The organism is Pseudomonas sp., assembly GCF_036387035.1.
Taxonomy (GTDB): Bacteria; Pseudomonadota; Gammaproteobacteria; order Pseudomonadales; family Pseudomonadaceae; genus Aquipseudomonas.
Genome location: NZ_DASVUM010000268.1, coordinates 39761 through 62488, shown reverse-complemented (window position 1 = coordinate 62488; position 22728 = coordinate 39761). Strand labels below are relative to the sequence as shown.

Genomic DNA, 22728 nt, shown 5'->3' with positions numbered 1-22728 from the left:
TTGCCGGCTCAGGCGTTTGTGCTCAACGCGCGCAGGGTCGCCATGGCTTTCAGTGCATCGTCTTTGCCTACGAAAAGGTGGTCGTGATAGAAGCCGGCGACCACGTTGCAACTGATCCCCGCCGCGCCCAGTGCGGTGGCGAACGCCGCCGTCAGCCCGACCGCCGCCAGCGAGGAGTGGACGGTCAGCGTGATCCAGGCCATGACGTAATCGCCGTCCAGGCCCAGTTGCTGCGCCTGCTGGCGTTCGAGGATAACGGTCAGGCCCTCGCGCTCGCGGAAGCTCCCAATCACGTCGACGCCTTCCAGGCGCTGGCGGTCGGCGACAGTGCAGAACACGTAATCACCGTCGTTCAGCTCAGGGCTCATGCTGCGCAGCAAGGCGCTGAGGGAGGTTTCACCAAGGGTTATTTCGTCAGTCATCGAGCGCGCTCCGTTAATCATGGGTGGCGATTGTCGGGCGAGAGCGGGTATAAGAAAAACCAATAAAGCTCATTAGTCATTAGAGAAACTGATGTTCGACTACAAGTTGCTTTCCGCGCTGGCGGCAGTGATCGAGCAAGCCGGCTTTGAGCGCGCCGCTCAGGTGCTCGGCCTTTCGCAGTCGGCGGTGTCCCAGCGCATCAAGCTGCTGGAAGCACGGGTCGGTCAGCCGGTGCTGGTCAGGGCGACACCACCGACCCCGACCGAAATCGGCCGGCGCCTGCTCAACCATGTTCAGCAGGTGCGCTTGCTGGAGCGGGACCTGCAAAGCGTGGTGCCGGCCCTGGACGACGGCGGCATGCCTGAACGTTTGCGCATCGCGCTGAACGCCGACAGCCTGGCGACATGGTGGGCGCTTGCCGTCGGGGACTTTTGTGCCGGGCATCGTTTGCTCACCGACCTGGTGGTCGAAGATCAGGACGTCGGCCTCAAACGCATGCGCGCCGGCGAAGTGGCAGCATGCCTGTGCGGCAGCGAACGGCCCGTGGCAGGGGCACGAAGTGTGTCCCTCGGCGCCATGCGTTACCGGGCGTTGGCGAGCCCGGCGTTTATCGAACGGCATTTTCCGAACGGGGTAACGCCTCAGACGGTGGCCCGTTCACCCGCACTCGTCTTCGGTCCGGATGATTTTTTGCAGCATCGTTACCTCGCCTCGTTGGGGGTCGAAGGCGGTTTCGAGCATCATTTGTGTCCCTCGTCCGAGGGTTTCACGCGCATGGTCGAAGCCGGAATGGGCTGGGGCCTTGTGCCCGAGTTGCAGGTTCGCGCGCAGTTGGCGAGCGGTCAGTTGGTCGAGTTGCTGGCCGATCACTGCATTGATGTGCCCTTGTACTGGCATCATTGGCGCAACGGCGGCCGGTTGCTGACGGAGCTGACGGATCATCTGGCGAAAAAAGCGGGACAATGGCTGGTGCCGTTGCACGCCAGTTGAACGTCAATAGACGACGCAGCCGATAGGCAGGATCGCTCGCAAAACAGCAGCAGCGATAGCAGGCAAAAGCAGATTAAACGGAGCAGGCAATGAAAATTATGGTCACCGGCGCAGGCGGCTTCATCGGCGGACGCTTCGCGCGTTTCGCGCTGGAGCAAGGCCTGAGCGTCCGGGTCAGCGGCCGTCGTGCTGAAGGTGTCGAGCATCTGGTGCGGCGCGGTGCCGAGTTCATCCAGGGCGATCTCTGCGATCCGGAGCTTGTCCATGCGCTGTGTGACGACGTGGAAGCCGTGGTCCATTGCGCAGGTGCAGTCGGCACCTGGGGACGCCGTCAGGACTTTCATCAGGGCAACGTTCAGGTGACCGAGAACGTGGTTGAAGCCTGCCTGAAACAACGGGTCCGGCGGCTGGTGCACCTGTCGTCGCCGTCGATCTACTTCGATGGCGAATCGCACCTCGACATCCGCGAGGAGCAGGTGCCCAAGCGTTTCGGCAATCACTATGCCGCGACCAAGTACCTGGCGGAACAGAAGGTGTTCGGCGCCGAAGAGTTCGGCCTGGAAGTCATTGCCCTGCGCCCGCGCTTCGTCACGGGCGCAGGCGATACCAGCATTTTCCCGCGCCTGCTGCAGATGCAGCGCAAAAAGCGGCTGTCGATCATCGGCAACGGCTTGAACAAGGTCGATTTCACCAGCATCCAAAACCTCAACGAGGCGCTGCTCAGCAGTTTGCTGGCCGCGGGCTCGGCATTGGGCAAGGCCTACAACATCAGCAACGGTGCGCCGGTCCCGCTCTGGGACGTGGTCAATTACGTCATGCGTCAGATGGAGATGCCGCCGGTGCGGCGTTACCGCTCCTATGGCTTGGCCTACAGCGCGGCGGCCATGAACGAGGCGGCTTGCCTGATCTGGCCGGGGCAACCTGAACCGACGCTGTCCCGGATCGGGATGCAGGTGATGAGCCGGGATTTCACGCTTGATATCAGCCGCGCCAGGCATTATCTGGATTACCAGCCTGGCGTGAGCGTGTGGGCGGCCCTCGACGAGTTCTGCGGCTGGTGGAAGGCCCAGCACGGCGGCGCGTTGTAAAAGGCGTCAACATCCGTGGTTATACTGCGAGCCATTCAGATTCAGCGGTTTTTTCAAAGGTAAACGCATGCGCAAAGATCCGTATGACGACGTCGATGACGTCCCGAGCCTCAGCGCCAAAGACGATGATGATGACTTCCTGCCGCCGCCGGGCGCCCGCGAACGCACGACGGTGTATTCGCGCGACACGCCGGTGGTGAAGGTGAAAGCGCCCGGCACCGGCGCCTTGTGGGCACTGATCGGTGTGCTGTTCATCGCCTTTTGCGGCCTGGGCTGGTGGAGTTTCCAGCAGGTGTCGCTGATGGAGCAGCAACTGGTTGCGACCCAGGAAAGTTTTGCGCGGATCAGCGAGGAGGCGGCGGGGCGCTTGCAGGATATTTCCGGCAAGGTGGTGGCGACCGAGTCGATGGCGAGCAGCGGTGAGGCGCTGAAGGCGCAGATCCAGCAGTTGCAGGATCAGTTGGCGGATCAAAGCCGACAGCAGCAGGGCGTGGCCGGTTTGCAGGGCGGGCTGGACAAGCGGCTGGAGCAGATCAGCACGCAGAGTGCTCAGCAGCAGGCGGTCAATCAGCAGTTGCAGGATCAGTTGAAGGCGGTGGCGACTGAGCTGGCGGCGTTGAAGGCGGCGTTACCAGATGGCAAGTCGGCGCAGGCTGAGCAGGAGCGGGTGGAGACGCAGCTGAAGGGTTTGACGGCGGATGTGGCGAGCCTCAAGAAGACCAACAGCAGTCAGGCGATCGAGCAGCTTGAGCAGGACATGGTGGTGGTGAAGAGCGAGCTGGAAAATCGCCCGGCGGCCAGTGCTTCTTCATCGGGGGCGAGTCTGGCGGAGTTTGATGCGTTTCGCGGGCAGATGACGCGGACGATCAATACGTTGCAAAGTCAGATTCAGACGTTGTCGCAGCAGATTAATGCGCGGGGGCAGTAATACGGCGTTCCCGGTTGACGGGGTATATATCCGTTATTTGCGGTGATGCCGAGTATGGTTCCGCCCTTACGGCGGGTCACTTTTTCCAACAGCCCGGATTGCCGGCCCAGAAAAAAGTAACCAAAAAGGCCGTGCTCCTGGTTTGGCTCCTCCTGCGTCGGAGTACCTTCACTCCGGTCCCGCTCCGTGGGCCCGCGCCGAACGGACATCCCTGTCCTGACGGCGCACTCGCCGCATCCATGCGGCTCGGCCCACTCCGCGAAACCTGCGTTCAGCCTGCACCCAAGTCGCGTTTTGCGGTGTCTGGACTTGCTGCGTAGGAAGATCAAAAGCGCTTTCGAAGCAGATCAAAAGCTTCCCGGCTGAAGCCGGTCCTACGGGTGCGTACGGTGTTTTCGTAGGACCGGCTTTAGCCGGGAAGAGGCCGGTGTGGGCGCTGGCATTTTTGCGGCTAGAGGGGACTGCTTTATTTACAGCGCTTCTTCGTAAATTAATCTGTCCCGGTCTACCGTTGCAGATCGTTCCCACGCTCTGCGTGGGAACGCGGCCCGGGGCGCTCGGCGTCCTTGCTGCTTACAGCGTCGGATAGTCCAGATAGCCTTCGGCGCCTTTGCCGTAGAACGTTTCCGGATGCGGTTCGTTGAGCGGGGCGTCCTTGGCCAGGCGTGCGGGCAGGTCAGGGTTGGCGATGAAGGGCACGCCGAAGGCGACGGCGTCGGCCTTGCCGCTGGCCAGCCAGGCATTGGCGGTTTCTTTGGTGAATTTCTCGTTGGCAATGAACACGCCGCCGAAAGCTTCTTTCAGGCGCGGGCCCAGGCTGTCGTCGAGTTCGCGCTCGCGGGCGCAGATGAACGCGATGCCGCGTTTGCCCAGTTCGCGGGCCACGTAGGTGAAGGTCTCGGCGAGGTTGTCGTCGCCCATGTCGTGAGCATCGGCGCGGGGTGCCAAGTGCACGCCAACGCGGCCAGCGCCCCAGACTTCAACGGCGGCGTCGGTCACTTCCAGCAGCAGACGTGCGCGGTTTTCCAGCGAGCCGCCGTACGCATCGGTGCGGGTGTTGGTGCTGCTTTGCAGGAACTGGTCGAGCAGGTAACCGTTGGCACCGTGGATCTCTACACCGTCAAAGCCGGCGGCCTTGGCGTTCTCGGCACCGACGCGGTAGGCGTCGACGATTTCTTCGATTTCAGCCAGTTCCAGTGCGCGCGGGGTGACGAAGTCAGACAGCGGACGCACCAGGCTCACGTGGCCTTTTGGCTGAATCGCGCTTGGCGCCACTGGCGTTTCACCGTTCAGGTAGGTCGGGTGAGAAACGCGACCAACGTGCCATAGCTGCAGCACGATCTTGCCGCCCGAAGCGTGCACGGCTTTGGTGATGTTGGCCCAGCCGCGAACCTGGTCATTGGACCAGATGCCCGGGGTGTCCGGGTAGCCAACGCCCATAGGCATGACGGAGGTGGCTTCGCTGATGATCAGGCCGGCCGAAGCGCGCTGAACGTAATACTCGGCCATCATCGCATTGGGTACGCGGCCTTCATCGGCGCGGCAACGGGTCAGCGGCGCCATGACGATGCGGTTGGCCAATTCCAGGTCGCCTATCTTGATCGGATCGAAAATCGTGGTCATCGGGAAAATCCTGAGTGCAATCGTAAAAAGGGTGGATCCGCAGGTGTAAAAACAGGGGAATCAGTTCGTCGCGGCGGCCAGTTCGGCATCGTTGCCCTGACGGAAATTGATAAGCGTGACGATGAGGGCAAGCACGGCGAGGACGCCGGCCGCCAGTGGCACGGTGGTCAGGCCGAAACCATGGGCGATGACACTGCCACCGACCCAGGCGCCCAGCGCGTTGCCGACGTTGAAAGCGCCAATGTTCAGGGTGGAGACCAGGTTGGGTGCGGCCTTGCCGAAGGTCACCACGTTGATCTGCAGGGCAGGGACCGCGGCGAAGGCGGCGGTGGCCCAGAGGAACAGCGTGATTTCAGCCGGGATCAGCGCAGCGCTGGTCCAGCTCAGCACCGTTGAGATCACCGCCATGGTGATGAACACGCCGATGAGCGTGGCGGCCAGTCGGCGGTCGGCCAGTTTGCCGCCGATGATGTTGCCCAGGGTCAGGCCCAGGCCAATGAGCATCAGCGTCCAGGTCACGCCCAATGGCGAGACACCGGTGACTTCGCCCAACAGCGGCGCGACGTAGGTGAACAGCGCGAACACGGAAGCGGAAAACAGGGCGGTCATGCTCAGCGACAACCAGATACCCGCGCCCTTGAGTGCACCGAGCTCGGCGCGCATGTCGAGTTTCTCTTCATCGCGTTTGCTCGGCAGGAAGCGAATCAGGCCGATGAAGGCAATGACGCCAATCACCGTGACCGCGAAGAACGTCGAGCGCCAGCCGGCCTGTTGTCCCAACGCAGTGCCCAGCGGCACACCCAGTACGTTGGCCAGTGTCAAACCGGTGAACATCAATGCGACGGCGGATGCGCGACGATTGGCGGGCACCAGGCCTGCAGCCACCACCGACCCGATGCCGAAAAATGCACCGTGGCACAGCGCGGTGACCACGCGAGCGAACATCAGGATGTTGTAGTCCGCCGCCAGGGCGCAGAGCAGGTTGCCGACGATGAAGATCCCCATCAGCGTGACCAGCGCGCCTTTGCGCGGCAACTTCGCGGTGGCCATCGCCATGAACGGCGCACCGATGGCGACGCCCAGGGCGTAGCCGGTCACCAGCCAGCCAGCGCCGGGAATACTGACGCCCAGGTCGCTGGCGACGTCGGGGAGCAGACCCATGATGACGAACTCGGTCGTCCCGATGGCAAAGGCGCTCAGGGCCAGAATGAGTAGTGAAAGGGGCACGTTGCGTCTCCTGGAATCCGATTGGGTGGCGAAGGGCTCAGAGCCGCTGTGCCAGTTGCTGCACGAAGGCCTGAATGACGTCTTCGTTGCGTTTGAAAAAGTGCCACTGGCCGTGCTTCTGGCTGGTGATCAACCCGGCGCGCTGAAGCGTTGCCAGATGAGCTGAAATGGTCGACTGCGACAGGCCGGCGCGTTGGTCTATCTGACCCGCGCAGACACCGCCATCGATCGTGTGACGTTGATCTGGAAACGTCGTGACCGGGTCTTTGAGCCAATCCAGAATCTGCCGCCTGACCGGGTGCGCCAGGGCTTTGATGATGTCGTCAATGTCGATGTCGGTGGGCATGTCGTTCTCAGGGCAGTAGCGCTGTATCGCGATGGGGCGAACCTTATATCTATAAATCGCGATATACAAATATGAATAGGTGATTAAGACGTTCTGAATCGTTATATCGGGTTACAACGATATGGAAACCGCTCGATGAGGCGGGGAAGGTTTTGAACAGCGATGCCGCTTTACAGGCGCAATGAATGTGGCGAATGTACGAGGCAGATCACGGGCGATCCCGTCTTTCAAACGGTGTCAGTTGCCAGAGGCAACCGACCGCAATAAGGCTACAACCATGAATTACCTCGCACATTTGCACCTCGGTGGGCAGGCGCCGGCGCAATTGCTGGGCAGCCTGTACGGTGATTTCGTCAAAGGGCTGCTGCCCGGACGTTTTCCGCCGGACATCGAAGGGGCGATTCGTCTGCATCGGCGTATCGATGCGTTCACCGATTCGCACCCGCTGATCAAACGGGCAGTGGGGCGCTTTCCAGACGGCCGTCGGCGCTATGCCGGCATCGCACTGGATGTGTTTTTTGACCATTGTCTGGCCCGGGACTGGGATCGTTATTCGACTGAGCCGCTGGACCTCTTCACCCGCAAGGTTTACCGCGTGCTGGCCGATGAGCCCGCGTTGCCGGAACGGCTGGCACTGATTGCCCCGCGCATGGCAGCGCAAGACTGGCTGGGTTCGTACCGTGAATTTTCGGTGGTAGGCGATGCGCTGGCGGGCATCTCACGACGCCTGTCACGTCCGGAAGGCCTGGCCGGGGTCAACCAGGAACTGCAGGCGCTGTATCGACCCTTGAGTGACGACTTCAGCGCGTTTTATCCCGAGGTTCAGGCCTTTGCTCAAGCGGCCCTGGCGGCGGAACGAACAGCCGCAGGCTGAAGCGCCTCGCCGAACAGTGCGACCTGCACCGCTTGCTGGGCTTCGAACGCCAGCGCGGCGCGTTCCTTGCCGTGGGACGGGATGGGCGACAGCAACCGGATATGCACCTCGCTCACCTCGTGGGCAAACAGGCGGCGCAGGTGCGAGAGCAAGTCGTCGTCGCCAATGAATGGCGCTATCTGGTCCGGCTGGCCGTCCCGCACGTACTGAATGGCCACCGGCTGCACTGGCACGCCGGTGTCGATCGCACTGGACAGCAGACGGCCATGGAACGTGCGCACACTGCGCCCGTCGGTGGTGGTGCCTTCCGGGAAGAGCACCAGCGAATGCTTGCCGAGCAAATGCTGCCCCATCTGTTTCTGAATCAGCTTGCTGTCGCCCGAGCCCCGGCGAATGAACAGTGTGCCGGCTTTCAAGGCCAGCCAGCCCGCCACCGGCCAGGTGCGCACTTCGGCTTTGGACAGAAACGACAGCGGCGCCAGCATCCCCAGCAGCGGAATGTCGGTCCATGACACGTGGTTGCTCACCCATAACATCGGCTCGTTCGGCAGCGTCCCTGTCACTCTCACCCGAAAAGGCAGCGCGGCCGACAGACGTGCCATGAACCAGGCCGTCCAGCGCTGGCGACGCGCCATTGAGTTGCCGATACGCAGGCGTTCCATCAAGGCGAAGGTGCCGGCGATGCTCAGACCTAGCGCGATCACCCACAGCACGCGCACCACACGGGCGTATCGGCGTGAGGTGCTCATCACATCGCTGCCTTGAAGTGGCGAGCGTAACGCGGGCACAACTCGTCACGCTTGAGCAGGATGAACACGTCGGCGACCTGAAAATCCTCATCCCAGCACGGCTCGCCGCATATTTTCGCGCCCAGGCGCATGTACGCCTTGAGCAGGGGCGGCATCTCACAGATCACGTTTTTGGGGAGGTCCAGCGTCGGCAGAGGATTCTTCGGTTCGGCGCGCAGGTGTTCAGTGCACAGATACCGTTCGCGCAAGCGTTGCATGATGGCGTGGGCCTGAATGCCGCCGTCCTGCATCGGGATACTGGCGCAGCCCATCAGGTAGCTGTAGCCGCCTTCGTTGAGGATCTCGGCCAGTTCGCTCCACAACACCGCGATGGTGCCGCCGTTGCGATAGGCCGGGTCGACGCAGGTGCGGCCCAGTTCGAGTATCGGGCCCTGCAGGTGGCGCAGGCCATGCAGGCTGAACTCTTCTTCGCTGTAGAACCGGCCCAGGGTGTTGGCGGCCTTGTGATCCAGCAAACGGGTGGTGGCGACAAGGCGACCGTTGCTCAGGTCCCGCACGCCGATGTGCATGCAGTGAACGTCGTAATCATCGATATCCAGGCCCCGTTCGGCGCCCTTGAGTCTGGCGTTGAACTCGCCGCTGAACACACTGAAGCGCAACGCCTGTGCTTCCTGCAGGGCCTGCTCACCGACCAGGCGTTCTGCCTGCAGGCGACGTTCGGTTCGGGTGTCTCGAATGCTGGCGATCTGAGTCATGCGGCATCTCCGTAATCCAGCCTTCGTCCAGGCGGGTCGACTGATTGTTCGAGCATTGCTGTACGACTGCAGGCTAGGGAGAGGCCGTGTCATGACCGTTAAGCTTTGGTGATGGTTGCGTGACAGGGGTTTGTGAACCACGGGCTGTCATCATTGCCTGCCAGGGTTGCCTTGATCCGACTTCGAGCGCTGTCCATGACCCGTCTGCTATTCACCCTCGCGTTGTTGCTCGTTGCCTGTTCCGCCGCTGCCCAGCCCTGGCCCGAGCCTGACGGGTCGGAGCGCCCACTCAGCGCCAGCGCTGCTGTCGCTGCCCTTGAGGCGTACGCCTTTCCGCCCCGCGACGAAGCCGGCCGCACAGGTGTGCGCACCGATGCGCTGCTGATCATTCATGACGACGAAGTGGTGTACGAACGCTATGGCGGCGTGACGCGCGCCGATACCCCGCACCTGACCTGGTCCATCAGCAAAAGTATTTTGGCCACCGTGCTCGGCGTCGCTTATGGGGAAGGCCGCTTCAGCCTTGACGACCCCGTGGCAAAGTACGTTGCGCCCTTCACCGCTCATCCCGACATCAAGCTGCGGGATTTGCTGCACTGGGCCTCGGGGCTGGACTGGCAGGAAGACTATGAATACGCACCGCTCAACTCCTCGGTTGTTGCGATGCTCTACACCCGAGGTCGCGGCGACATGGCGCGGTACACCGCCGAACACGCCGTCGCCGGCGCGCCTGGCACCTCGTACCGCTATTCCAGCGGCGATAGCACTGTCCTTGCCGCCGCGCTGAAAACCATGGTCGGGGAAAGCGCGTACGCCGATTACCCGTGGACGGCATTGTTCGAGCCGCTGGGGATCACCAGCGCAACGTGGGAGCGCGATGCCACGGGCACCTTTGTCGGTTCGTCTTATGCCTACATGACAGCCCGCGACCTGGCGCGTGTCGGTCTGCTGATGCAACACGGCGGACGATGGCAGGGTCGCCCATTGCTGCCCAAGGCCTGGGTCGACTTCAACCTCACGCCGTTTGAGTCCGTGACCCCAACCGACGAAGCCCCGGGCGGTCACTGGTGGCTGAACAGGAGGGCAGACGGCAAGCCCGGTCCCTGGCCTGCCGCGCCGGCGGACACGTTTGCCGCCCTCGGCCATTGGGGGCAGGCGCTGTACGTCATCCCCAGCGCAGGCCTGGTGATCGTGCGGTACGGCGATGATCGCGACGGCAGTTATGACCACAACCAGTTGCTCAAACGGGTGCTGAACGCCGTGGCCGGGGAGGGTGGCAAATGATTGCCCGCAATGGATTTATCCGGCGCCGCCCCTTTAGCAGCCTCGGGTTCCTGGTGCTGCTGATCCTCGCCGGCCTGATCTGGCACTGGCGTGTCCCGCTTCAGGTATTCCCCAGCATCATCAGCGCCTACACCGCCAAGGAGTATTGCTCGTGCCGCTTCGTGGTGAATAACCCCGCCGAATATTGCCGCGGTTATGTGAAACAGTGGCTGCCGAGCACCATCGACGAAGACTCCCTGAATAAACGTGTGACGGCGACCGGCCTGGGCCGCGAAAGCCAAGCCCGCTGGGAAGGCCAGCGCCAGGGCTGCCGGTTGTCGTCGCCGGTGCCGTAGAACGTTGAAGTTTGCCTGCGGTCAGACTGCCGGATAGGGTTGCGTATCGCACCTTCTGGAGTTCGCATGTCCATTCGCCTTCCTTCCTCGCTGGCCCGCGCGGCAAACGCCGTTGACGCCTGTGCTTCAATCGCCACGGCGGGCCGCTCATGAGGGGCGCGATCTTCCCGTGGCGCGAAGAAAACCAATTCAACCTGCTGATCGACGGTCCCGCCTTTTTTCCGCGCATGATTGCGGCAATTGAAGGTGCCCAACAGCAGATTGAGCTCGAGCTGTACCTTGTCGAAGCCGGCGCCTGCGCCGAAGCGATTGTGCAGGCGCTGGTCGGCGCGGCGGGTCGTGGAGTGATCGTGCGTTGCCTGTTCGACGGTTTCGGCTCGGCAGCTTTCACCCACCACCTGCGCTCGCGCCTGACCGAGGCTGGGGTCATCCTGCGTTTTTATAACCCTGTGCATTGGCGGCGGGGCCTTCGCAACCTTTACCGCGACCACCGCAAACTGCTGCTGGTGGACAAAGAGTTGGCGGTGGTGGGCGGGACCGGGGTAACGGATGAATTCTGGCGCCCCGACCTCAACAGCAGCGAGTGGCATGAAGTGATGGTCGAGATTCGCGGCCCGATGGTGATCGACTGGCAGGCGCTGTTCGATCGCCAGTTTCACGCCAACCCGCGCCGCCGTGCCTGGCGGCCTGCAGAAAACTTTGGCCTGCCGCGCCTGCCCAAGGCGCCCGAGGGCGGCAGTGGTCTGGGCCGCGTGGCCTACGCCGATTCGCGTCAGCACCGGGACATTGTGCAGTCACTGGTGCGTGCGCTGAACACCGCCAAAACCCGCGTCTGGCTGGCAACGCCGTATTTTCTGCCAACCTGGAAAGTCCGTCGGGCCCTGCGCCGGGCCGCCTTACGTGGCGTGGACGTGCGCTTGTTGCTGACCGGCCCGCGCACCGATCACCCGTCGGTTCGCTACGCGGGCCACCGCTATTACCCGCGTCTGCTCAAGGCCGGGGTCAACATCTTTGAATACCAGCCGTGCTTCCTGCACCTGAAGATGGTGTTGATCGACGATTGGGTCAGCGTGGGCTCGTGCAACTTCGATCACTGGAACCTGCGCTTCAACCTTGAGGCCAACCTCGAAGCAATCGACCCTGCGCTGACGCAGGCGGTGGCTGCCAGTTTTACCAAGGATTTCGCCGTCAGCAGCGAAATCAGCCTTGAGGGCTGGAAATCCCGGCCTATTTGGCGGCGGGCTCAGGAGCGGGTTTGGGGATGGCTGGATCGGCTGGTGGTGAATGTGCTGGATCGGCGCGGCTGAGCGACCGCAACGCATCAAACCATCGCTCACAAAAAAGCCCGACACGCAGGTCGGGCTATTTCGTTGTTGCGATCAGACGTTTACTGCACTTCTACCGCCAGGCTTTCACTGATCTTTTTCTGCCAGATGGCAGGACCGGTGATGTGAACCGACTCGCCGTTGCTGTCGACCGCAACGGTGACCGGCATGTCCTTGACCTCGAACTCGTAGATCGCTTCCATGCCCAGTTCCGGGAAGGCCAGCACCTGGGATTTCTTGATCGCTTGAGCAACCAGATACGCGGCGCCGCCAACGGCCATCAGGTAAACGGCTTTGTTGTCCTTGATCGCTTCGATGGCGGTCGGGCCGCGCTCGGATTTGCCGATCATGCCCAACAGGCCGGTCTGCTCGAGGATCTGGCGGGTGAACTTGTCCATCCGCGTGGCTGTGGTCGGACCGGCGGGGCCCACCACTTCGTCACCGACCGGATCAACCGGGCCGACGTAGTAGATGAAGCGACCTTTCAGATCCACCGGCAGTGTTTCGCCCTTGTTCAGCATCTCGACCATGCGCTTGTGCGCGGCGTCGCGGCCGGTGAGCATCTTGCCGTTGAGCAGCACCGTTTCGCCCGGCTTCCAGCTTTGCACGTCATCCGGCGTCAGGGTGTCCAGGTTGACACGGCGAGCCGATGGGCCGGCTTCCCAGACGATCTCCGGGTAAGCGTCCAGCGGCGGCGCTTCCAGTGAAGCAGGGCCGGAGCCATCGAGCACGAAGTGGGCGTGACGGGTGGCGGCGCAGTTGGGAATCATGCAGACCGGCAGCGAGGCGGCGTGGGTCGGGTAATCCATGATCTTGACGTCGAGCACGGTGGTCAGGCCGCCAAGGCCCTGGGCGCCGATGCCCAGCTGATTGACCTTCTCGAACAGCTCCAGACGCATCTCTTCCAGACGGTTCGACGGGCCGCGTGCCTTGAGTTCGTGGATGTCGATGGACTCCATCAACACTTCCTTGGCCATGACTGCGGCTTTCTCGGCGGTGCCGCCGATGCCGATGCCGAGCATGCCCGGTGGGCACCAGCCAGCGCCCATGGTCGGCACGGTTTTCAAGACCCAGTCGACGATCGAATCGGACGGGTTGAGCATCGCCATCTTCGACTTGTTTTCCGAACCGCCGCCCTTGGCCGCTACGTCCACTTCCACGGTATTACCCGGGACGATGGAGTAGTGAATAACCGCAGGTGTGTTGTCCTTGGTGTTTTTACGAGCGCCTGCCGGGTCGGCGAGGATCGAAGCACGCAGGACGTTTTCCGGCAAATTGTAGGCGCGGCGTACGCCTTCGTTGATCATGTCGTCCAGGCCCATGGTCGCGCCATCCCAGCGCACGTCCATGCCGACGCGAACGAAGACGGTGACGATACCGGTGTCCTGGCAGATCGGCCGATGGCCCGTGGCGCACATGCGCGAGTTGATCAGGATTTGAGCCATGGAATCGCGTGCGGCGGGCGACTCTTCACGCAGGTAGGCCTCGTGCATGGCCTGGATGAAATCAACGGGGTGGTAATAGGAGATGAACTGCAGGGCGTCGGCGACGCTCTGAATCAGGTCATCCTGCTTGATCACGGTCATGAGCGTTCTCCTCTCTCAGGCGGGAACTTTAGGTAGGGCTGCTCACGCAATGCAATCGGCAATCGCGGGAACGGCCTTCGGCCCGGCAGCCCATCAGGCGCCGTGGCAGGAAAAGGCGCGGCAGTATACCGCTTGACCGTCGGCGCGACACCCTGCCGCAGGGTAAAGGTCAGTATTGCCGACAGAGGCGCGCGGAATGGGCGGAGAGGTTACGAGGCTTATTCAAATCGCGGCTGGACTCAGCGCAGCTTATACCGCACAACTGAATGGCCGTGTCAGCCTTGTTACACTCGAACGGCATTATGCGCGTGTTGGACGACGGGCGCGTTGGCGAAACGCGCCGTTTCCTCTACATTGGCACTCTTCCCGGATGATCAAAGCGTTCGCTGAACGTCTTCGGCCAGCGGCGCGAAGCAGGCCCCTGTGGCCGGACAGGACGAAACACGACACGATGACCACCCAGCCTCTATTAGACGGATCTATCCAGCGCTTGCGGCTAAAGCGTTTTGGCCTGGCAACCGGCACCTACGTGCTATTGATCATGCTCGTCATGGTTGCGTATTGCACCGGGTACTACCACGCAACCTTCTTTGGCGTCTGGCTTGCCAGCGTGTCAGTACTGCTGATCCAGGGCGTGCTGAGCCTGGTGTTTTTCGGCGGCTATAACCAGCGTTTCAAGGACCCCAGCCTGACCGAATTCCAGGTGCTCATGGGACTCGGCTGGCAGACGTTTTTGCTTGCCCATATGGATTCGGCCCGGGGCACGTTTCTGGTGTTCTACGTGCTGGTGTTGCTGTTTGGTCTGTTTCATTTGAGGCCAAAAGTCTTCATCCGCTGCTCGGTGTTCGCCTTGCTCGGCTTCATAGGGCTAAACCTGTGGGACGCTGCGCACGACCGGCTGGACGATCCGGGGCTCGCCGCGCTGCAGACCTGCGCCCTGTTCATCATTTTCTCGTGGCTGTGTCTGTTCGCGCGCTTCGTTCAGAATTCGCGCAACCGCATGCACCAGCGCCGCATTACCTTGCAGGCGCATCAGGAAACGCTGCGCGGCATGATGTTGCAGCTCGAAGAGCTGGCGTCCACCGACGAGCTCACGAACCTCTACAACCGCCGTCACTTCCTGCGTATTGCAACCCGTGAACTCGAACTCATGGACGGCAACTACACCGCCGGGCTGGCGCTGATCGACCTCGATCACTTCAAGCGGGTCAACGACATTTACGGTCATGCCGCGGGCGACCGAGTGCTGCAGACCTTTGGCAAAATCGCCGCTCAGTGTTTGCGGGCCGATGACATCCTGGCCCGCTACGGCGGTGAAGAATTCGTGCTGCTCATTCCCCGTTGTACCCGCGCCCAACTGGTCGACTGCTGCGAGCGCATCCGTCTGGCCTTTACTCTCGTCACGCTGCCCGACTTTCCGGACCTCGACCTGAGCCTGTCGATCGGCATGTCCATCATTGAGCGCGGTGACCGCATGGACCGCGCGTTACAGCGTGCCGATCAGTCGCTGTACCGCGCCAAGCACCAGGGCCGCAACCGCTGCCACGGCGCCTGGGATTTCGCCGATGCCTGAATTGCATGTCGGCGACCGGCAATGGTCGGTCGCAGCCGGGGCCCCTCTGCTGGATGCTTTGAACGACGCCGGTCTGTCTGTGCCCTACAGCTGTCGTGCCGGCAGTTGCCACGCCTGCATGGTGCGCTGTGTCCGTGGTGAGCCGCTCGATGAGCTGCCGCAGGCGCTGGACGCCGACAAACGCGATAAAGGCTGGCGTCTGGCCTGCCAATGCCGCGTGGTCCAAGACCTGTCCGTGGAAATATTCGATCCCTTGCGCGACGGTTTGCCCGCTCTGGTGAGCGATTACCACTGGCTCAGCGCTTCAGTGCTGCGCCTGCGCCTTGAGCCCGAGCGCCCGCTGCGGTACCGCGCGGGGCAGCATCTGGTGCTGTGGACAGCCAGTGGCGTTGCACGACCGTATTCGCTGGCCAGCCTGCCTGGCGACGACGCATTTCTGGAGTTTCACCTGGATTGCCAGCACCCCGGCGCATTCGTCGATGTGGCGCGTGCCCTGAAAGCAGGTGATCCGGTCAGGCTCGGGGAACTGCGCGGCGGGGCACTGCAATACGACCCTGACTGGCAGGAGCGCCCTTTGCTCCTGCTGGCGGCAGGCACCGGACTGGGCCCGCTGTGGGCGGTGTTGCGTGAAGCGTTGCGTCAGGAGCACCAGGGGCCGATCAGGGTGCTGCATCTGGCCCGCGATAGCGGCGAGCACTATTTGGCAGAGCCGTTGAAGCAGTTGGCGCAAGCGCATCCGAACCTGCAGATTGACCTGATAAGCGCTGTCGACTTTCAAGACGCCCTCGTCAGCCTGCGTATCACCTCCCGTCAGACCGTCGCGCTGGTCTGCGGCTCGCCAGCGAGCGTCGAAGCCTTTTCCAAACGGCTGTTTATCGCCGGCTTGCCAAGAGGACAATTGCTCGCGGACGTTTTCGTCGAAAAAGCCTGATCTGCCTTCGACGTCTGCTGCGGTGTGACGGGGGACTGATGCGCCACGCTGTAAACAAAAAAGCCCCGACCTCTCACGAGCGCCGGGGCTTTTGCTTGTTGCAGGCCGCGCCTTAAACCATTGGGTCGCCGACGTGAAGGATCTTCATGCCGTTGGTGCCGCCGATGGTGTGGTAGCTGTCACCCTTGGTCAGGATGACCCAGTCGCCTTGCTCAACCAGACCGCGTTTGACCAATTCGTCCACAGCCGACTGGCTGACTTGGCCGGCTGGCAGTGCCGCCGGGTCGAACGGAATGGTGTAAACGCCACGGAACATCGCCGCGCGCGCCTGGGTGCCACGGTGCGGGGAGAACGCGTAGATCGGCACCGAGGAGCGAATGCGCGACATGATCAGCGGGGTGTAGCCGCTTTCGGTCAACGCAATGATCGCTTTCACGCCAGGGAAGTGGTTGGCGGTGTACATGGCCGCCAGCGCGATGCTTTCGTCACAACGGGTGAACGAGTGACCGACGCGGTGGCTGGAGGTCTTGCCGGTCGGGTGACGCTCGGCGCCGACGCAAATGCGCGCCATCGCTTCCACGGCTTCGACAGGGTAGGAGCCGGCAGCACTTTCAGCGGACAGCATCACGGCGTCGGTGTAGTCGAGCACGGCGTTGGCCACGTCGGACACTTCAGCGCGGGTTGGCATCGGGCTGGAAATCATCGATTCCATCATCTGCGTGGCAACGATCACCGCCTTGTTATGGCGACGTGCGTGCAAAATGATTTTCTTCTGGACGCCGACCAGCTCGGCGTCGCCGATTTCCACGCCCAGGTCGCCGCGGGCAACCATGACCGCGTCGCTGGCGCGGATCAGCGCATCAAGGGTTTCGTCGTTGGCAACGGCTTCGGCGCGTTCGATCTTCGCCACCAGCCAGGCGGTGCCGCCGGACTCGTCACGCAGTTTGCGTGCGTACTCCATGTCGGCCGCATCACGCGGGAAGGAAACCGCCAGGTAGTCCAGGTCCATTTCGGCAGCGAGCTTGATGTCCTGCTTGTCTTTCTCGGTCAACGCCGGTGCCGTAAGGCCGCCACCGCGACGGTTGATGCCTTTATGATCTGACAGCGGGCCGCCGATCGTCACGGTGCAATGCAGTGCATCGGCGGTTTGCGTGTCAACGCGCATGACCACGCGTCCATCGTCCAGCAGCAGCTCGTCGCCGACGCCGCAGTCCTTGACCAGATCGGGGTAATCGATACCGACGATGTCCTGGTTGCCGTCAGTCAGAGGATGGCTGGTAGAAAAGGTAAACGTGTCACCTACCTTCAGCTCGATCTTCTTGTTGACGAATTTGGCGATGCGGATTTTCGGGCCTTGAAGGTCACCCAGCAACGCGACGAACCGGCCGTTCTTGGCGGCGATGTCGCGGATCAGCTTCGCGCGAGCCTTGTGCTCGTCGGGCGTACCGTGGGAGAAGTTCAGGCGGGCGACGTCCAGGCCAGCAAGAATCAGCTTCTCGATGACTTCTGGCGAATTACTGGCAGGGCCCAGTGTGGCTACGATTTTGGTGCGGCGAACGGTCATGCACAAACTCCTTAAATGAAGCGCAGCAAGAGGCTACTACTCTATTGCCCTGTAGTCATTGTTCCTTTGCACTACCTGACCTCCTGATCGCTGGGCAATCGGCCGGCCGGCGGCGCTCAAATCGCCCTTGAAGAAATCCTGCAATACGCCGATACAAGGGCTGAGCACAGGAGACTCTCATGCGAATCGTGATGATATTAGTGGCGCTGCTTGCCCTGGGTGGCTGCACCCGCTGGGCAATGAACAGCCATTTGAACAATGCCAACCGCGCCTACGCCCAGGGCGACTGCGACGCGGTGATGTACAACCTGTCGAAAGTCGACCGGGAAAGCCGTTCGCGCCGTTATGTACAGCCTGAAGTGTCGATGCTTCGCGGCCAGTGCCTGGAACGCCAGAAGTTCTACATGGACGCGGTCCAGACCTACCAGTACATCATCACCCAGTTTCCGGAAAGCGAATACGCCTTCCGTGCCAAGGCTCGTCTGGACACGCTGCATCAGCTCGGCCACGACAACCTGGCGCCGCCCGCCACCCCGCGCGCTGCTTCACGGTAGTTACACCCGAGTGGATGTACGGTCACGTTTACGGGTGGATAACGGGAAAACCTGAGCTAGGCTGAGATGGGTAGGGACCTAAGTGTTTTGGCGATAAGGTATCGCCACTGATCTGAAAGCGGGCGGGATAGACACGATTATCCCGAATTGAACGCGCGGATCAGTGACTTTTGCCGGCGCCGGGTGAGTCAGATGTCGTCATCGGTTTTCAACGGATGGATTCTGGTGTTGCGCGGCTCTGGCAGTTCTGTGCAACCGAATCCCAAGGCACTAGCGCGGCCATGCTCAATGGTCATCTCAGGGCGAGTGTTCGAATGCTTAACGAAAGACGAATAGAGCGTCACCAACTGCCGTACTACCTGCAGGTATTTAACCGGTTCACCGATAAGCCCATGGGGTGTCTGGGGAACGTGTCAGAGCAGGGCTTGATGCTGATCAGCGACCTGCCAATTCTGGTGGGGGCCGATTTTCAGCTGCGCCTGAAAGTGCCGGACGGCAAGCATGGCCTCTATAACATCGACATCGATGCCAGTTGCCTGTGGTGCCACGAAGACGAAACCCCGCGGGTGTTTGATTCCGGCTTCCGCCTCCAGGCGGCCCCTGCCGAGTATTTCGTCCTCATTCAGGCGCTACAGCACTATTTCAGCTTCTATCCAATGGAAGCGTCTGCCTGAAGAGGGTCGCGTTCAAAGCGCGCCGGCCTTTTTCCAGCTCAGGTATCGACTGACCAACTCCGGCCCCAGCTCACTGGGGCGCACATCCAGCACCGGGATTCCATGGGCGACCAAACGCTCATGCAGCCCGCTGCGTGCGTTGAGCAAATCGACCGCCCCGCAATAGTCCACGGCCTGTTGCCACGTGTGCACAGGCGTTTGACGCAGGTCGTCGAGCACGGCTTCGCGCAGACTTGCGATCAGCACCCGATGATGGCGGCTCAGCTGTTTGACCGCTCCCAGTAATTGCTCGTCATCTTCATCGCGCAGGTTGGTGACCAAGACCACCAGCGCCCGGCGTTTTTGCCGCGCGAGGATGTGTCGCATCGCGGTGGCGTAATCGGCAGGGCGCTGCGTCGCGTTCACGTTGTAGAGGTGATTCAACAGCACGTTCAGCTGGCTGGCGCCTTTCACCGGTGGCAGATGTTTGTCCTGCTCACCCGCAAATGTCGACAGCCCGACGGCGTCGCCCTGACGCAACGCCACATAAGACAGGAGCAGACAGGCGTTCAGCGCATGGTCGAAATGCGTCAGCTCGCCATCCTGGCTGCGCATGCGTCGGCCGCAGTCGAGCATGAACAAAATCTGCTGGTCGCGTTCGTCCTGGTATTCCCGCGCAATGGGCGCACGGTGCCGCGCAGTGGCTTTCCAGTCGATCTGGCGCAGGCTGTCGCCTTCACGAAACTCGCGCAATTGATGGAATTCCAGTCCCGGCCCTCGGCGCGGCTGTTGGCGAATACCGGTCTGGCTGAGCCAGTTCTCGACGCCCAACAGCTGGCCGTTGTGCAACCGGGCGAAATCCGGGTACACCCGAACGATGTCAGGGTTGAGCACATAACGCCGGGATGACCACAAGCGCAATGGGCTGCGTATGACGAGTTCGGTCCGTTCGAACGTGAAGTCCCCCCGACTGACCGGGCGCAGGCGATAGGTCAACTGCGCAGTGCGCTGGGGGCGCAGCAGGACGTCCTGCGGCAGGTTCTCGGTTTCGTAGCGGGCGTGCGGTTCCAAGGGGCCATGGTCAAAGAGGCTCACGGAAAGCGCGCGGGCGGAATCGTGTTCCAGGTTGATCTGCACCTCGCTCCAGCGTCCCATCCCGAGACTGCCATTGATGTGCCGCTTGACGCGGGGGGAGGGCAGGCGCCAAAGCCAGCCCGCATCCAGGGCCGCTACGGCGGTCATCACCCACAGCAGGGTCCAGAAAAAGCCATCCAGCCGCTCAGCGGAGTCTCGCCCCAATGCCTGGAGGATGCCGAGCAGCACCGAGACGCCGAGCAGAACGGCCAGCCACCAGAGCATGCGCGTTGACGGCTTGAGCAATTGCTTCATCGACGCGGCGCCGCCACCTGATCCAGCAATTGCCTGAGCACCTGATCCACCGACAACCCTTCGATGTCCAGCTCCGGCGCAAGCCTGACCCGATGACGGAGCACCGCCAGCGCACAGCCTTTGACGTCATCGGGGACAACGAACTCGCCGCCGCGCAACAACGCACGCGCCCGTGCGCCCCGAATCAGCGCGATGGAGGCCCGCGGTCCTGCGCCAAGCGTCAGGCCCGGCCATGTGCGCGTGGTGCGGGCGAGCCGAACGGCATAATCGAGGACCTGCTCATCCACCGGCAGCTCGCCGGCGATGCGTTGCAGTGCCTGCACGTCCCTGGCTTGCATCAACGTGCGCAAGGGCTGAATGTCGAGCATGTCCGAGCGTGTCGAACGGGTCACCTGGCGGACCATCTCCAGTTCCTGGTCGGCCTGGGGATAGTCCATGCGCACTTTAAGCATGAAGCGATCGAGTTCGGCTTCAGGCAGTGGGTAGGTGCCCTCCTGTTCGATCGGGTTTTGCGTCGCCAGCACCATGAACGGTTGCGGCACCGGCAGGGCACGGCCTTCCAGCGTGACCTGACGTTCCTGCATTGCTTCAAGCAGCGCGGCCTGGGTCTTCGCCGGTGCGCGGTTGATCTCGTCCGCGAGCAGCAGATGGGTAAACAGCGGCCCCTTGCGCAGCTTGAACTGCTCGCTCTGCATGTCGTAGACGGCATGCCCGGTCACGTCGCTGGGCATGAGGTCAGGCGTAAACTGGATGCGCGCGAACTCACCGCCGAAACACCGGGCTAGCGCCCGCACCAGAAGCGTCTTGCCCAGACCGGGCACGCCTTCGAGCAACACATGCCCGCCGCCGATCAGCGCGGTCAGCACGTCATCGATGACGGCGTTCTGGCCGATGACGGCTTTCTGCAGCTCATGCCGTACAGCCTGCACCAGATGAATCGCGCGCTGACGCTGCTGCGCCGGGTGACTGCCCTGCGCCGCATGAGGGTCGGCCTCTGCAGACCCTGCCGAAGGCAAGTCAGGCGCGGGAAGGGGGTTGCCCAAAGGCGCCGGCTCGGTCGGTTGATCGCTCATCACTCTCAAACTCTACTCACGGTTGAATTCCATTTATCTCCATGACATGAATCCACCACGAGTCGAAAGACCCTTGGCGGTCGTGCTCATAGAACCGCGTGCAGTGTCAGTTGAAGTGCCTTGAGTACGCAACCCGTCGGCAGTGACTGTTTAGCAACCTTCAAACGTAAAGCCCCGGATGCATTCCACGTCTTCGTAGCGCATTTACGTTTACTGTGAAGCCTCGCTGTGCGGGCGGCTCCAGAGTCGGGTCTCAAGACTGTTATGCACCGCAGTTGCGCAGACGGCAGCCTGCCCATTGGCAACGCTGATTTGCTTGAGGGAGCTGACCACATCGCCGATGGCATAAAGCCCCGAGACCGAGGTGGCCTGATGAGCGTCGACCTGAAGAAACCCCTCGCTGTCCGTTTGTGCGCCCACATTCGAGGCCAGCTCTGAGCAAACGCGAGACCCTAGTGAGGGGTACACGATGTCGAAGCAGTAGGCGTTGCCCTCGCAGGTGGTCAGTTGCACTTGATCGTTGCTCATTTCAATGTGCTCGACGCGATCGGTAACAAGGCTGATCCCGGTGTGCCTGGCCAATGCGACGGCCTCTTCACACGCGTGGCTTTCCCCGTGCGCAAACACAGTGACCCGGTCGGTGAAGTTACGCAAAAACACGCCATGTTTAATCGCGCAGTGTGCCTCCCCGTAAACGGCTACGTTGTCACCGTTGACTTCGTAGCCGTCGCAGATCGCGCACAAACGAATCCGGCTTTGCGCAACGGCGTCATAGGCGCCTGACATATGAGGCAGCGTATCGACGAGGCCTGTGGCCAATATCACGCGGCGAGCCCTCAACACCCGGCCGTTGAGGTGAGCGTCAAAGCCGGTGCGACTCTGGCGCAACTGCTCGACACGCCCGGATTCGAGGGTGGCACCGTAGTGCTCTGCTTGCTCCCGAAGTCTGGACAGCAAGTCGCGCCCGGATATGCCAGGCGGGAAGCCCGGGTAGTTATGGGAAAGGGGAATGAGGCTGGCCCGGCTCGGGCCCCCGTCCGCCACCAGCACCCGTCGGTGAAACCGGCCCAGATAGATAGCGGCGGTCAGCCCCGCTGGCCCGGCGCCGATGATCAGACAATCAACGTCCACGTGCCCTGCCGCGAGGGAGGCCGATTCTGGTTGATCGAACAGTTGTGCTAATTCGTTTGCTTGTGTGGACATCCGTTTTGATCCTTGGCGCTGCTTATGTTCCAAAGACCTGTGCGGCCCGCAAAAAATTGGCTGGGGCGACAACTGGTGTCTGTTTCTTCGGGGACCTGTCCTCCAGGGTATCTGCCCGATCAATCATTTTGCGTTCTATGCGGGATGGCCGAGTGTGTGCTCAGCCGTCCCGGCCTTCGAAAGCGTGTTTGCGAGTCGGGCTAAACACCCATCGCTCATGCGCAATAAGGCCATGAAGCGCTTTTTCAGCGATGA

At 62.0% G+C, this 22728-nt stretch carries 22 protein-coding genes; 11 read left to right on the top strand and 11 right to left on the bottom strand.

What is annotated here, in order from left to right; all coding sequences use genetic code 11:
* Nucleotides 1-8: 8 nt before the first annotated feature.
* Nucleotides 9-422: an ACT domain-containing protein gene (locus tag VF672_RS24150; RefSeq protein WP_331107691.1), complete on the bottom strand. Its 414-nt coding sequence runs from the start codon at nt 420-422 to the stop codon at nt 9-11.
* 91 nt (nt 423-513) lie between these two features.
* Here VF672_RS24150 and VF672_RS24145 point away from each other — a divergent pair, with 91 nt between their 5' ends.
* From VF672_RS24145 to VF672_RS24135, 3 genes are all read left to right on the top strand, one after another.
* The gene (locus VF672_RS24145; RefSeq protein ID WP_331107689.1) at nt 514-1413 is read left to right on the top strand and encodes a LysR family transcriptional regulator ArgP; all 900 of its coding nucleotides are present in this window, start codon (nt 514-516) and stop codon (nt 1411-1413) included.
* Nucleotides 1414-1502: 89 nt separating this feature from the next.
* Entirely contained in the window at nt 1503-2501 is a 999-nt protein-coding gene (locus VF672_RS24140) for an NAD(P)-dependent oxidoreductase (protein ID WP_331107687.1), read from the top strand.
* A gap of 67 nt (nt 2502-2568) precedes the next feature.
* A complete protein-coding gene (locus VF672_RS24135; RefSeq protein WP_331107685.1) occupies nt 2569-3429 on the top strand; it encodes an ATPase in 861 nt (286 codons plus the stop codon).
* 573 nt (nt 3430-4002) lie between these two features.
* Here VF672_RS24135 and VF672_RS24130 read toward each other — a convergent pair.
* From VF672_RS24130 to VF672_RS24120, 3 genes are read right to left on the bottom strand one after another with little or no spacing between them, the layout of a single operon-like run.
* A complete protein-coding gene (locus VF672_RS24130) occupies nt 4003-5052 on the bottom strand; it encodes an alkene reductase (RefSeq protein ID WP_331107683.1) in 1050 nt (349 codons plus the stop codon).
* A gap of 60 nt (nt 5053-5112) precedes the next feature.
* Nucleotides 5113-6279 carry an MFS transporter gene (locus tag VF672_RS24125; RefSeq protein ID WP_331107681.1) on the bottom strand — a complete coding sequence of 389 codons (1167 nt, stop codon included), beginning with the start codon at nt 6277-6279 and terminating at the stop codon, nt 5113-5115.
* Nucleotides 6280-6316: 37 nt separating this feature from the next.
* On the bottom strand, nt 6317-6625 hold the full coding sequence (locus VF672_RS24120) for a metalloregulator ArsR/SmtB family transcription factor (RefSeq protein ID WP_331107679.1): 309 nt from the start codon (nt 6623-6625) through the stop codon (nt 6317-6319).
* Nucleotides 6626-6902: 277 nt separating this feature from the next.
* Here VF672_RS24120 and VF672_RS24115 point away from each other — a divergent pair, with 277 nt between their 5' ends.
* Complete coding sequence (locus VF672_RS24115; protein WP_331107677.1) at nt 6903-7499, top strand: ACP phosphodiesterase; 597 nt, start codon at nt 6903-6905, stop codon at nt 7497-7499.
* Here the strand turns inward: VF672_RS24115 and VF672_RS24110 are convergent.
* Nucleotides 7460-8248: a lysophospholipid acyltransferase family protein gene (locus VF672_RS24110; protein ID WP_331107675.1), complete on the bottom strand. Its 789-nt coding sequence runs from the start codon at nt 8246-8248 to the stop codon at nt 7460-7462. The two genes, VF672_RS24115 and VF672_RS24110, sit on opposite strands and share 40 nt — an antisense overlap.
* Complete coding sequence (olsB, locus tag VF672_RS24105; protein WP_331107673.1) at nt 8248-9003, bottom strand: L-ornithine N(alpha)-acyltransferase; 756 nt, start codon at nt 9001-9003, stop codon at nt 8248-8250. Before olsB ends, VF672_RS24110 begins: the two co-directional genes overlap by 1 nt.
* A gap of 195 nt (nt 9004-9198) precedes the next feature.
* Here olsB and VF672_RS24100 point away from each other — a divergent pair, with 195 nt between their 5' ends.
* The 3 genes from VF672_RS24100 to VF672_RS24090 all read left to right on the top strand — a co-directional run bounded on the left by VF672_RS24100 (nt 9199) and on the right by VF672_RS24090 (nt 11929).
* Nucleotides 9199-10287 carry a serine hydrolase gene (locus tag VF672_RS24100; RefSeq protein ID WP_331107671.1) on the top strand — a complete coding sequence of 363 codons (1089 nt, stop codon included), beginning with the start codon at nt 9199-9201 and terminating at the stop codon, nt 10285-10287.
* A complete protein-coding gene (locus tag VF672_RS24095; RefSeq protein WP_331107669.1) occupies nt 10284-10622 on the top strand; it encodes an amidase in 339 nt (112 codons plus the stop codon). The genes VF672_RS24100 and VF672_RS24095 overlap by 4 nt, the downstream gene beginning before the upstream one ends.
* A gap of 149 nt (nt 10623-10771) precedes the next feature.
* The gene (locus VF672_RS24090; protein WP_331107667.1) at nt 10772-11929 is read left to right on the top strand and encodes a phosphatidylserine/phosphatidylglycerophosphate/cardiolipin synthase family protein; all 1158 of its coding nucleotides are present in this window, start codon (nt 10772-10774) and stop codon (nt 11927-11929) included.
* Between the two features lie 80 nt (nt 11930-12009).
* Here VF672_RS24090 and VF672_RS24085 read toward each other — a convergent pair whose 3' ends face one another.
* Complete coding sequence (locus VF672_RS24085) at nt 12010-13533, bottom strand: fumarate hydratase (protein ID WP_331107665.1); 1524 nt, start codon at nt 13531-13533, stop codon at nt 12010-12012.
* 451 nt (nt 13534-13984) lie between these two features.
* Between VF672_RS24085 and VF672_RS24080 the strand changes: the two genes are divergently transcribed.
* A complete protein-coding gene (locus tag VF672_RS24080; protein ID WP_331107664.1) occupies nt 13985-15106 on the top strand; it encodes a GGDEF domain-containing protein in 1122 nt (373 codons plus the stop codon).
* Nucleotides 15099-16037 carry an iron-sulfur-binding ferredoxin reductase gene (locus VF672_RS24075; RefSeq protein WP_331107662.1) on the top strand — a complete coding sequence of 313 codons (939 nt, stop codon included), beginning with the start codon at nt 15099-15101 and terminating at the stop codon, nt 16035-16037. The genes VF672_RS24080 and VF672_RS24075 overlap by 8 nt, the downstream gene beginning before the upstream one ends.
* Nucleotides 16038-16149: 112 nt before the next feature.
* On the opposite strand, the gene pyk is transcribed toward VF672_RS24075, so the two are convergent.
* A complete protein-coding gene (gene pyk, locus VF672_RS24070; protein WP_331107660.1) occupies nt 16150-17601 on the bottom strand; it encodes a pyruvate kinase in 1452 nt (483 codons plus the stop codon).
* Nucleotides 17602-17780: 179 nt separating this feature from the next.
* Here pyk and VF672_RS24065 point away from each other — a divergent pair, with 179 nt between their 5' ends.
* Entirely contained in the window at nt 17781-18155 is a 375-nt protein-coding gene (locus VF672_RS24065; RefSeq protein ID WP_074884629.1) for a tetratricopeptide repeat protein, read from the top strand.
* A gap of 314 nt (nt 18156-18469) precedes the next feature.
* Nucleotides 18470-18829, top strand: a complete 360-nt coding sequence (locus tag VF672_RS24060; RefSeq protein WP_331107657.1) for a PilZ domain-containing protein — start codon at nt 18470-18472, stop codon at nt 18827-18829.
* 12 nt (nt 18830-18841) lie between these two features.
* Here VF672_RS24060 and VF672_RS24055 read toward each other — a convergent pair whose 3' ends face one another.
* From VF672_RS24055 to VF672_RS24045, 3 genes are all read right to left on the bottom strand, one after another.
* On the bottom strand, nt 18842-20197 hold the full coding sequence (locus VF672_RS24055; RefSeq protein WP_331107655.1) for a DUF58 domain-containing protein: 1356 nt from the start codon (nt 20195-20197) through the stop codon (nt 18842-18844).
* Entirely contained in the window at nt 20194-21270 is a 1077-nt protein-coding gene (locus VF672_RS24050) for a MoxR family ATPase (RefSeq protein ID WP_331107653.1), read from the bottom strand. The genes VF672_RS24055 and VF672_RS24050 overlap by 4 nt, the downstream gene beginning before the upstream one ends.
* A 210-nt stretch (nt 21271-21480) precedes the next feature.
* Nucleotides 21481-22473: an NAD(P)/FAD-dependent oxidoreductase gene (locus VF672_RS24045; RefSeq protein ID WP_331107651.1), complete on the bottom strand. Its 993-nt coding sequence runs from the start codon at nt 22471-22473 to the stop codon at nt 21481-21483.
* Nucleotides 22474-22728 lie beyond the last annotated feature (255 nt).

Coding starts and splice junctions, on each gene's coding strand:
- VF672_RS24150 (WP_331107691.1), bottom strand. CDS start 422: ATGACTGACGAAATAACCCTTGGTGAAACCTCCCTCAGCGCCTTGCTG.
- VF672_RS24145 (WP_331107689.1), top strand. CDS start 514: ATGTTCGACTACAAGTTGCTTTCCGCGCTGGCGGCAGTGATCGAGCAA.
- VF672_RS24140 (WP_331107687.1), top strand. CDS start 1,503: ATGAAAATTATGGTCACCGGCGCAGGCGGCTTCATCGGCGGACGCTTC.
- VF672_RS24135 (WP_331107685.1), top strand. CDS start 2,569: ATGCGCAAAGATCCGTATGACGACGTCGATGACGTCCCGAGCCTCAGC.
- VF672_RS24130 (WP_331107683.1), bottom strand. CDS start 5,052: ATGACCACGATTTTCGATCCGATCAAGATAGGCGACCTGGAATTGGCC.
- VF672_RS24120 (WP_331107679.1), bottom strand. CDS start 6,625: ATGCCCACCGACATCGACATTGACGACATCATCAAAGCCCTGGCGCAC.
- VF672_RS24115 (WP_331107677.1), top strand. CDS start 6,903: ATGAATTACCTCGCACATTTGCACCTCGGTGGGCAGGCGCCGGCGCAA.
- VF672_RS24110 (WP_331107675.1), bottom strand. CDS start 8,248: ATGAGCACCTCACGCCGATACGCCCGTGTGGTGCGCGTGCTGTGGGTG.
- olsB (WP_331107673.1), bottom strand. CDS start 9,003: ATGACTCAGATCGCCAGCATTCGAGACACCCGAACCGAACGTCGCCTG.
- VF672_RS24100 (WP_331107671.1), top strand. CDS start 9,199: ATGACCCGTCTGCTATTCACCCTCGCGTTGTTGCTCGTTGCCTGTTCC.
- VF672_RS24095 (WP_331107669.1), top strand. CDS start 10,284: ATGATTGCCCGCAATGGATTTATCCGGCGCCGCCCCTTTAGCAGCCTC.
- VF672_RS24090 (WP_331107667.1), top strand. CDS start 10,772: ATGAGGGGCGCGATCTTCCCGTGGCGCGAAGAAAACCAATTCAACCTG.
- VF672_RS24085 (WP_331107665.1), bottom strand. CDS start 13,533: ATGACCGTGATCAAGCAGGATGACCTGATTCAGAGCGTCGCCGACGCC.
- VF672_RS24080 (WP_331107664.1), top strand. CDS start 13,985: ATGACCACCCAGCCTCTATTAGACGGATCTATCCAGCGCTTGCGGCTA.
- VF672_RS24075 (WP_331107662.1), top strand. CDS start 15,099: ATGCCTGAATTGCATGTCGGCGACCGGCAATGGTCGGTCGCAGCCGGG.
- pyk (WP_331107660.1), bottom strand. CDS start 17,601: ATGACCGTTCGCCGCACCAAAATCGTAGCCACACTGGGCCCTGCCAGT.
- VF672_RS24065 (WP_074884629.1), top strand. CDS start 17,781: ATGCGAATCGTGATGATATTAGTGGCGCTGCTTGCCCTGGGTGGCTGC.
- VF672_RS24060 (WP_331107657.1), top strand. CDS start 18,470: ATGCTTAACGAAAGACGAATAGAGCGTCACCAACTGCCGTACTACCTG.
- VF672_RS24055 (WP_331107655.1), bottom strand. CDS start 20,197: ATGAAGCAATTGCTCAAGCCGTCAACGCGCATGCTCTGGTGGCTGGCC.
- VF672_RS24050 (WP_331107653.1), bottom strand. CDS start 21,270: ATGAGCGATCAACCGACCGAGCCGGCGCCTTTGGGCAACCCCCTTCCC.
- VF672_RS24045 (WP_331107651.1), bottom strand. CDS start 22,473: ATGTCCACACAAGCAAACGAATTAGCACAACTGTTCGATCAACCAGAA.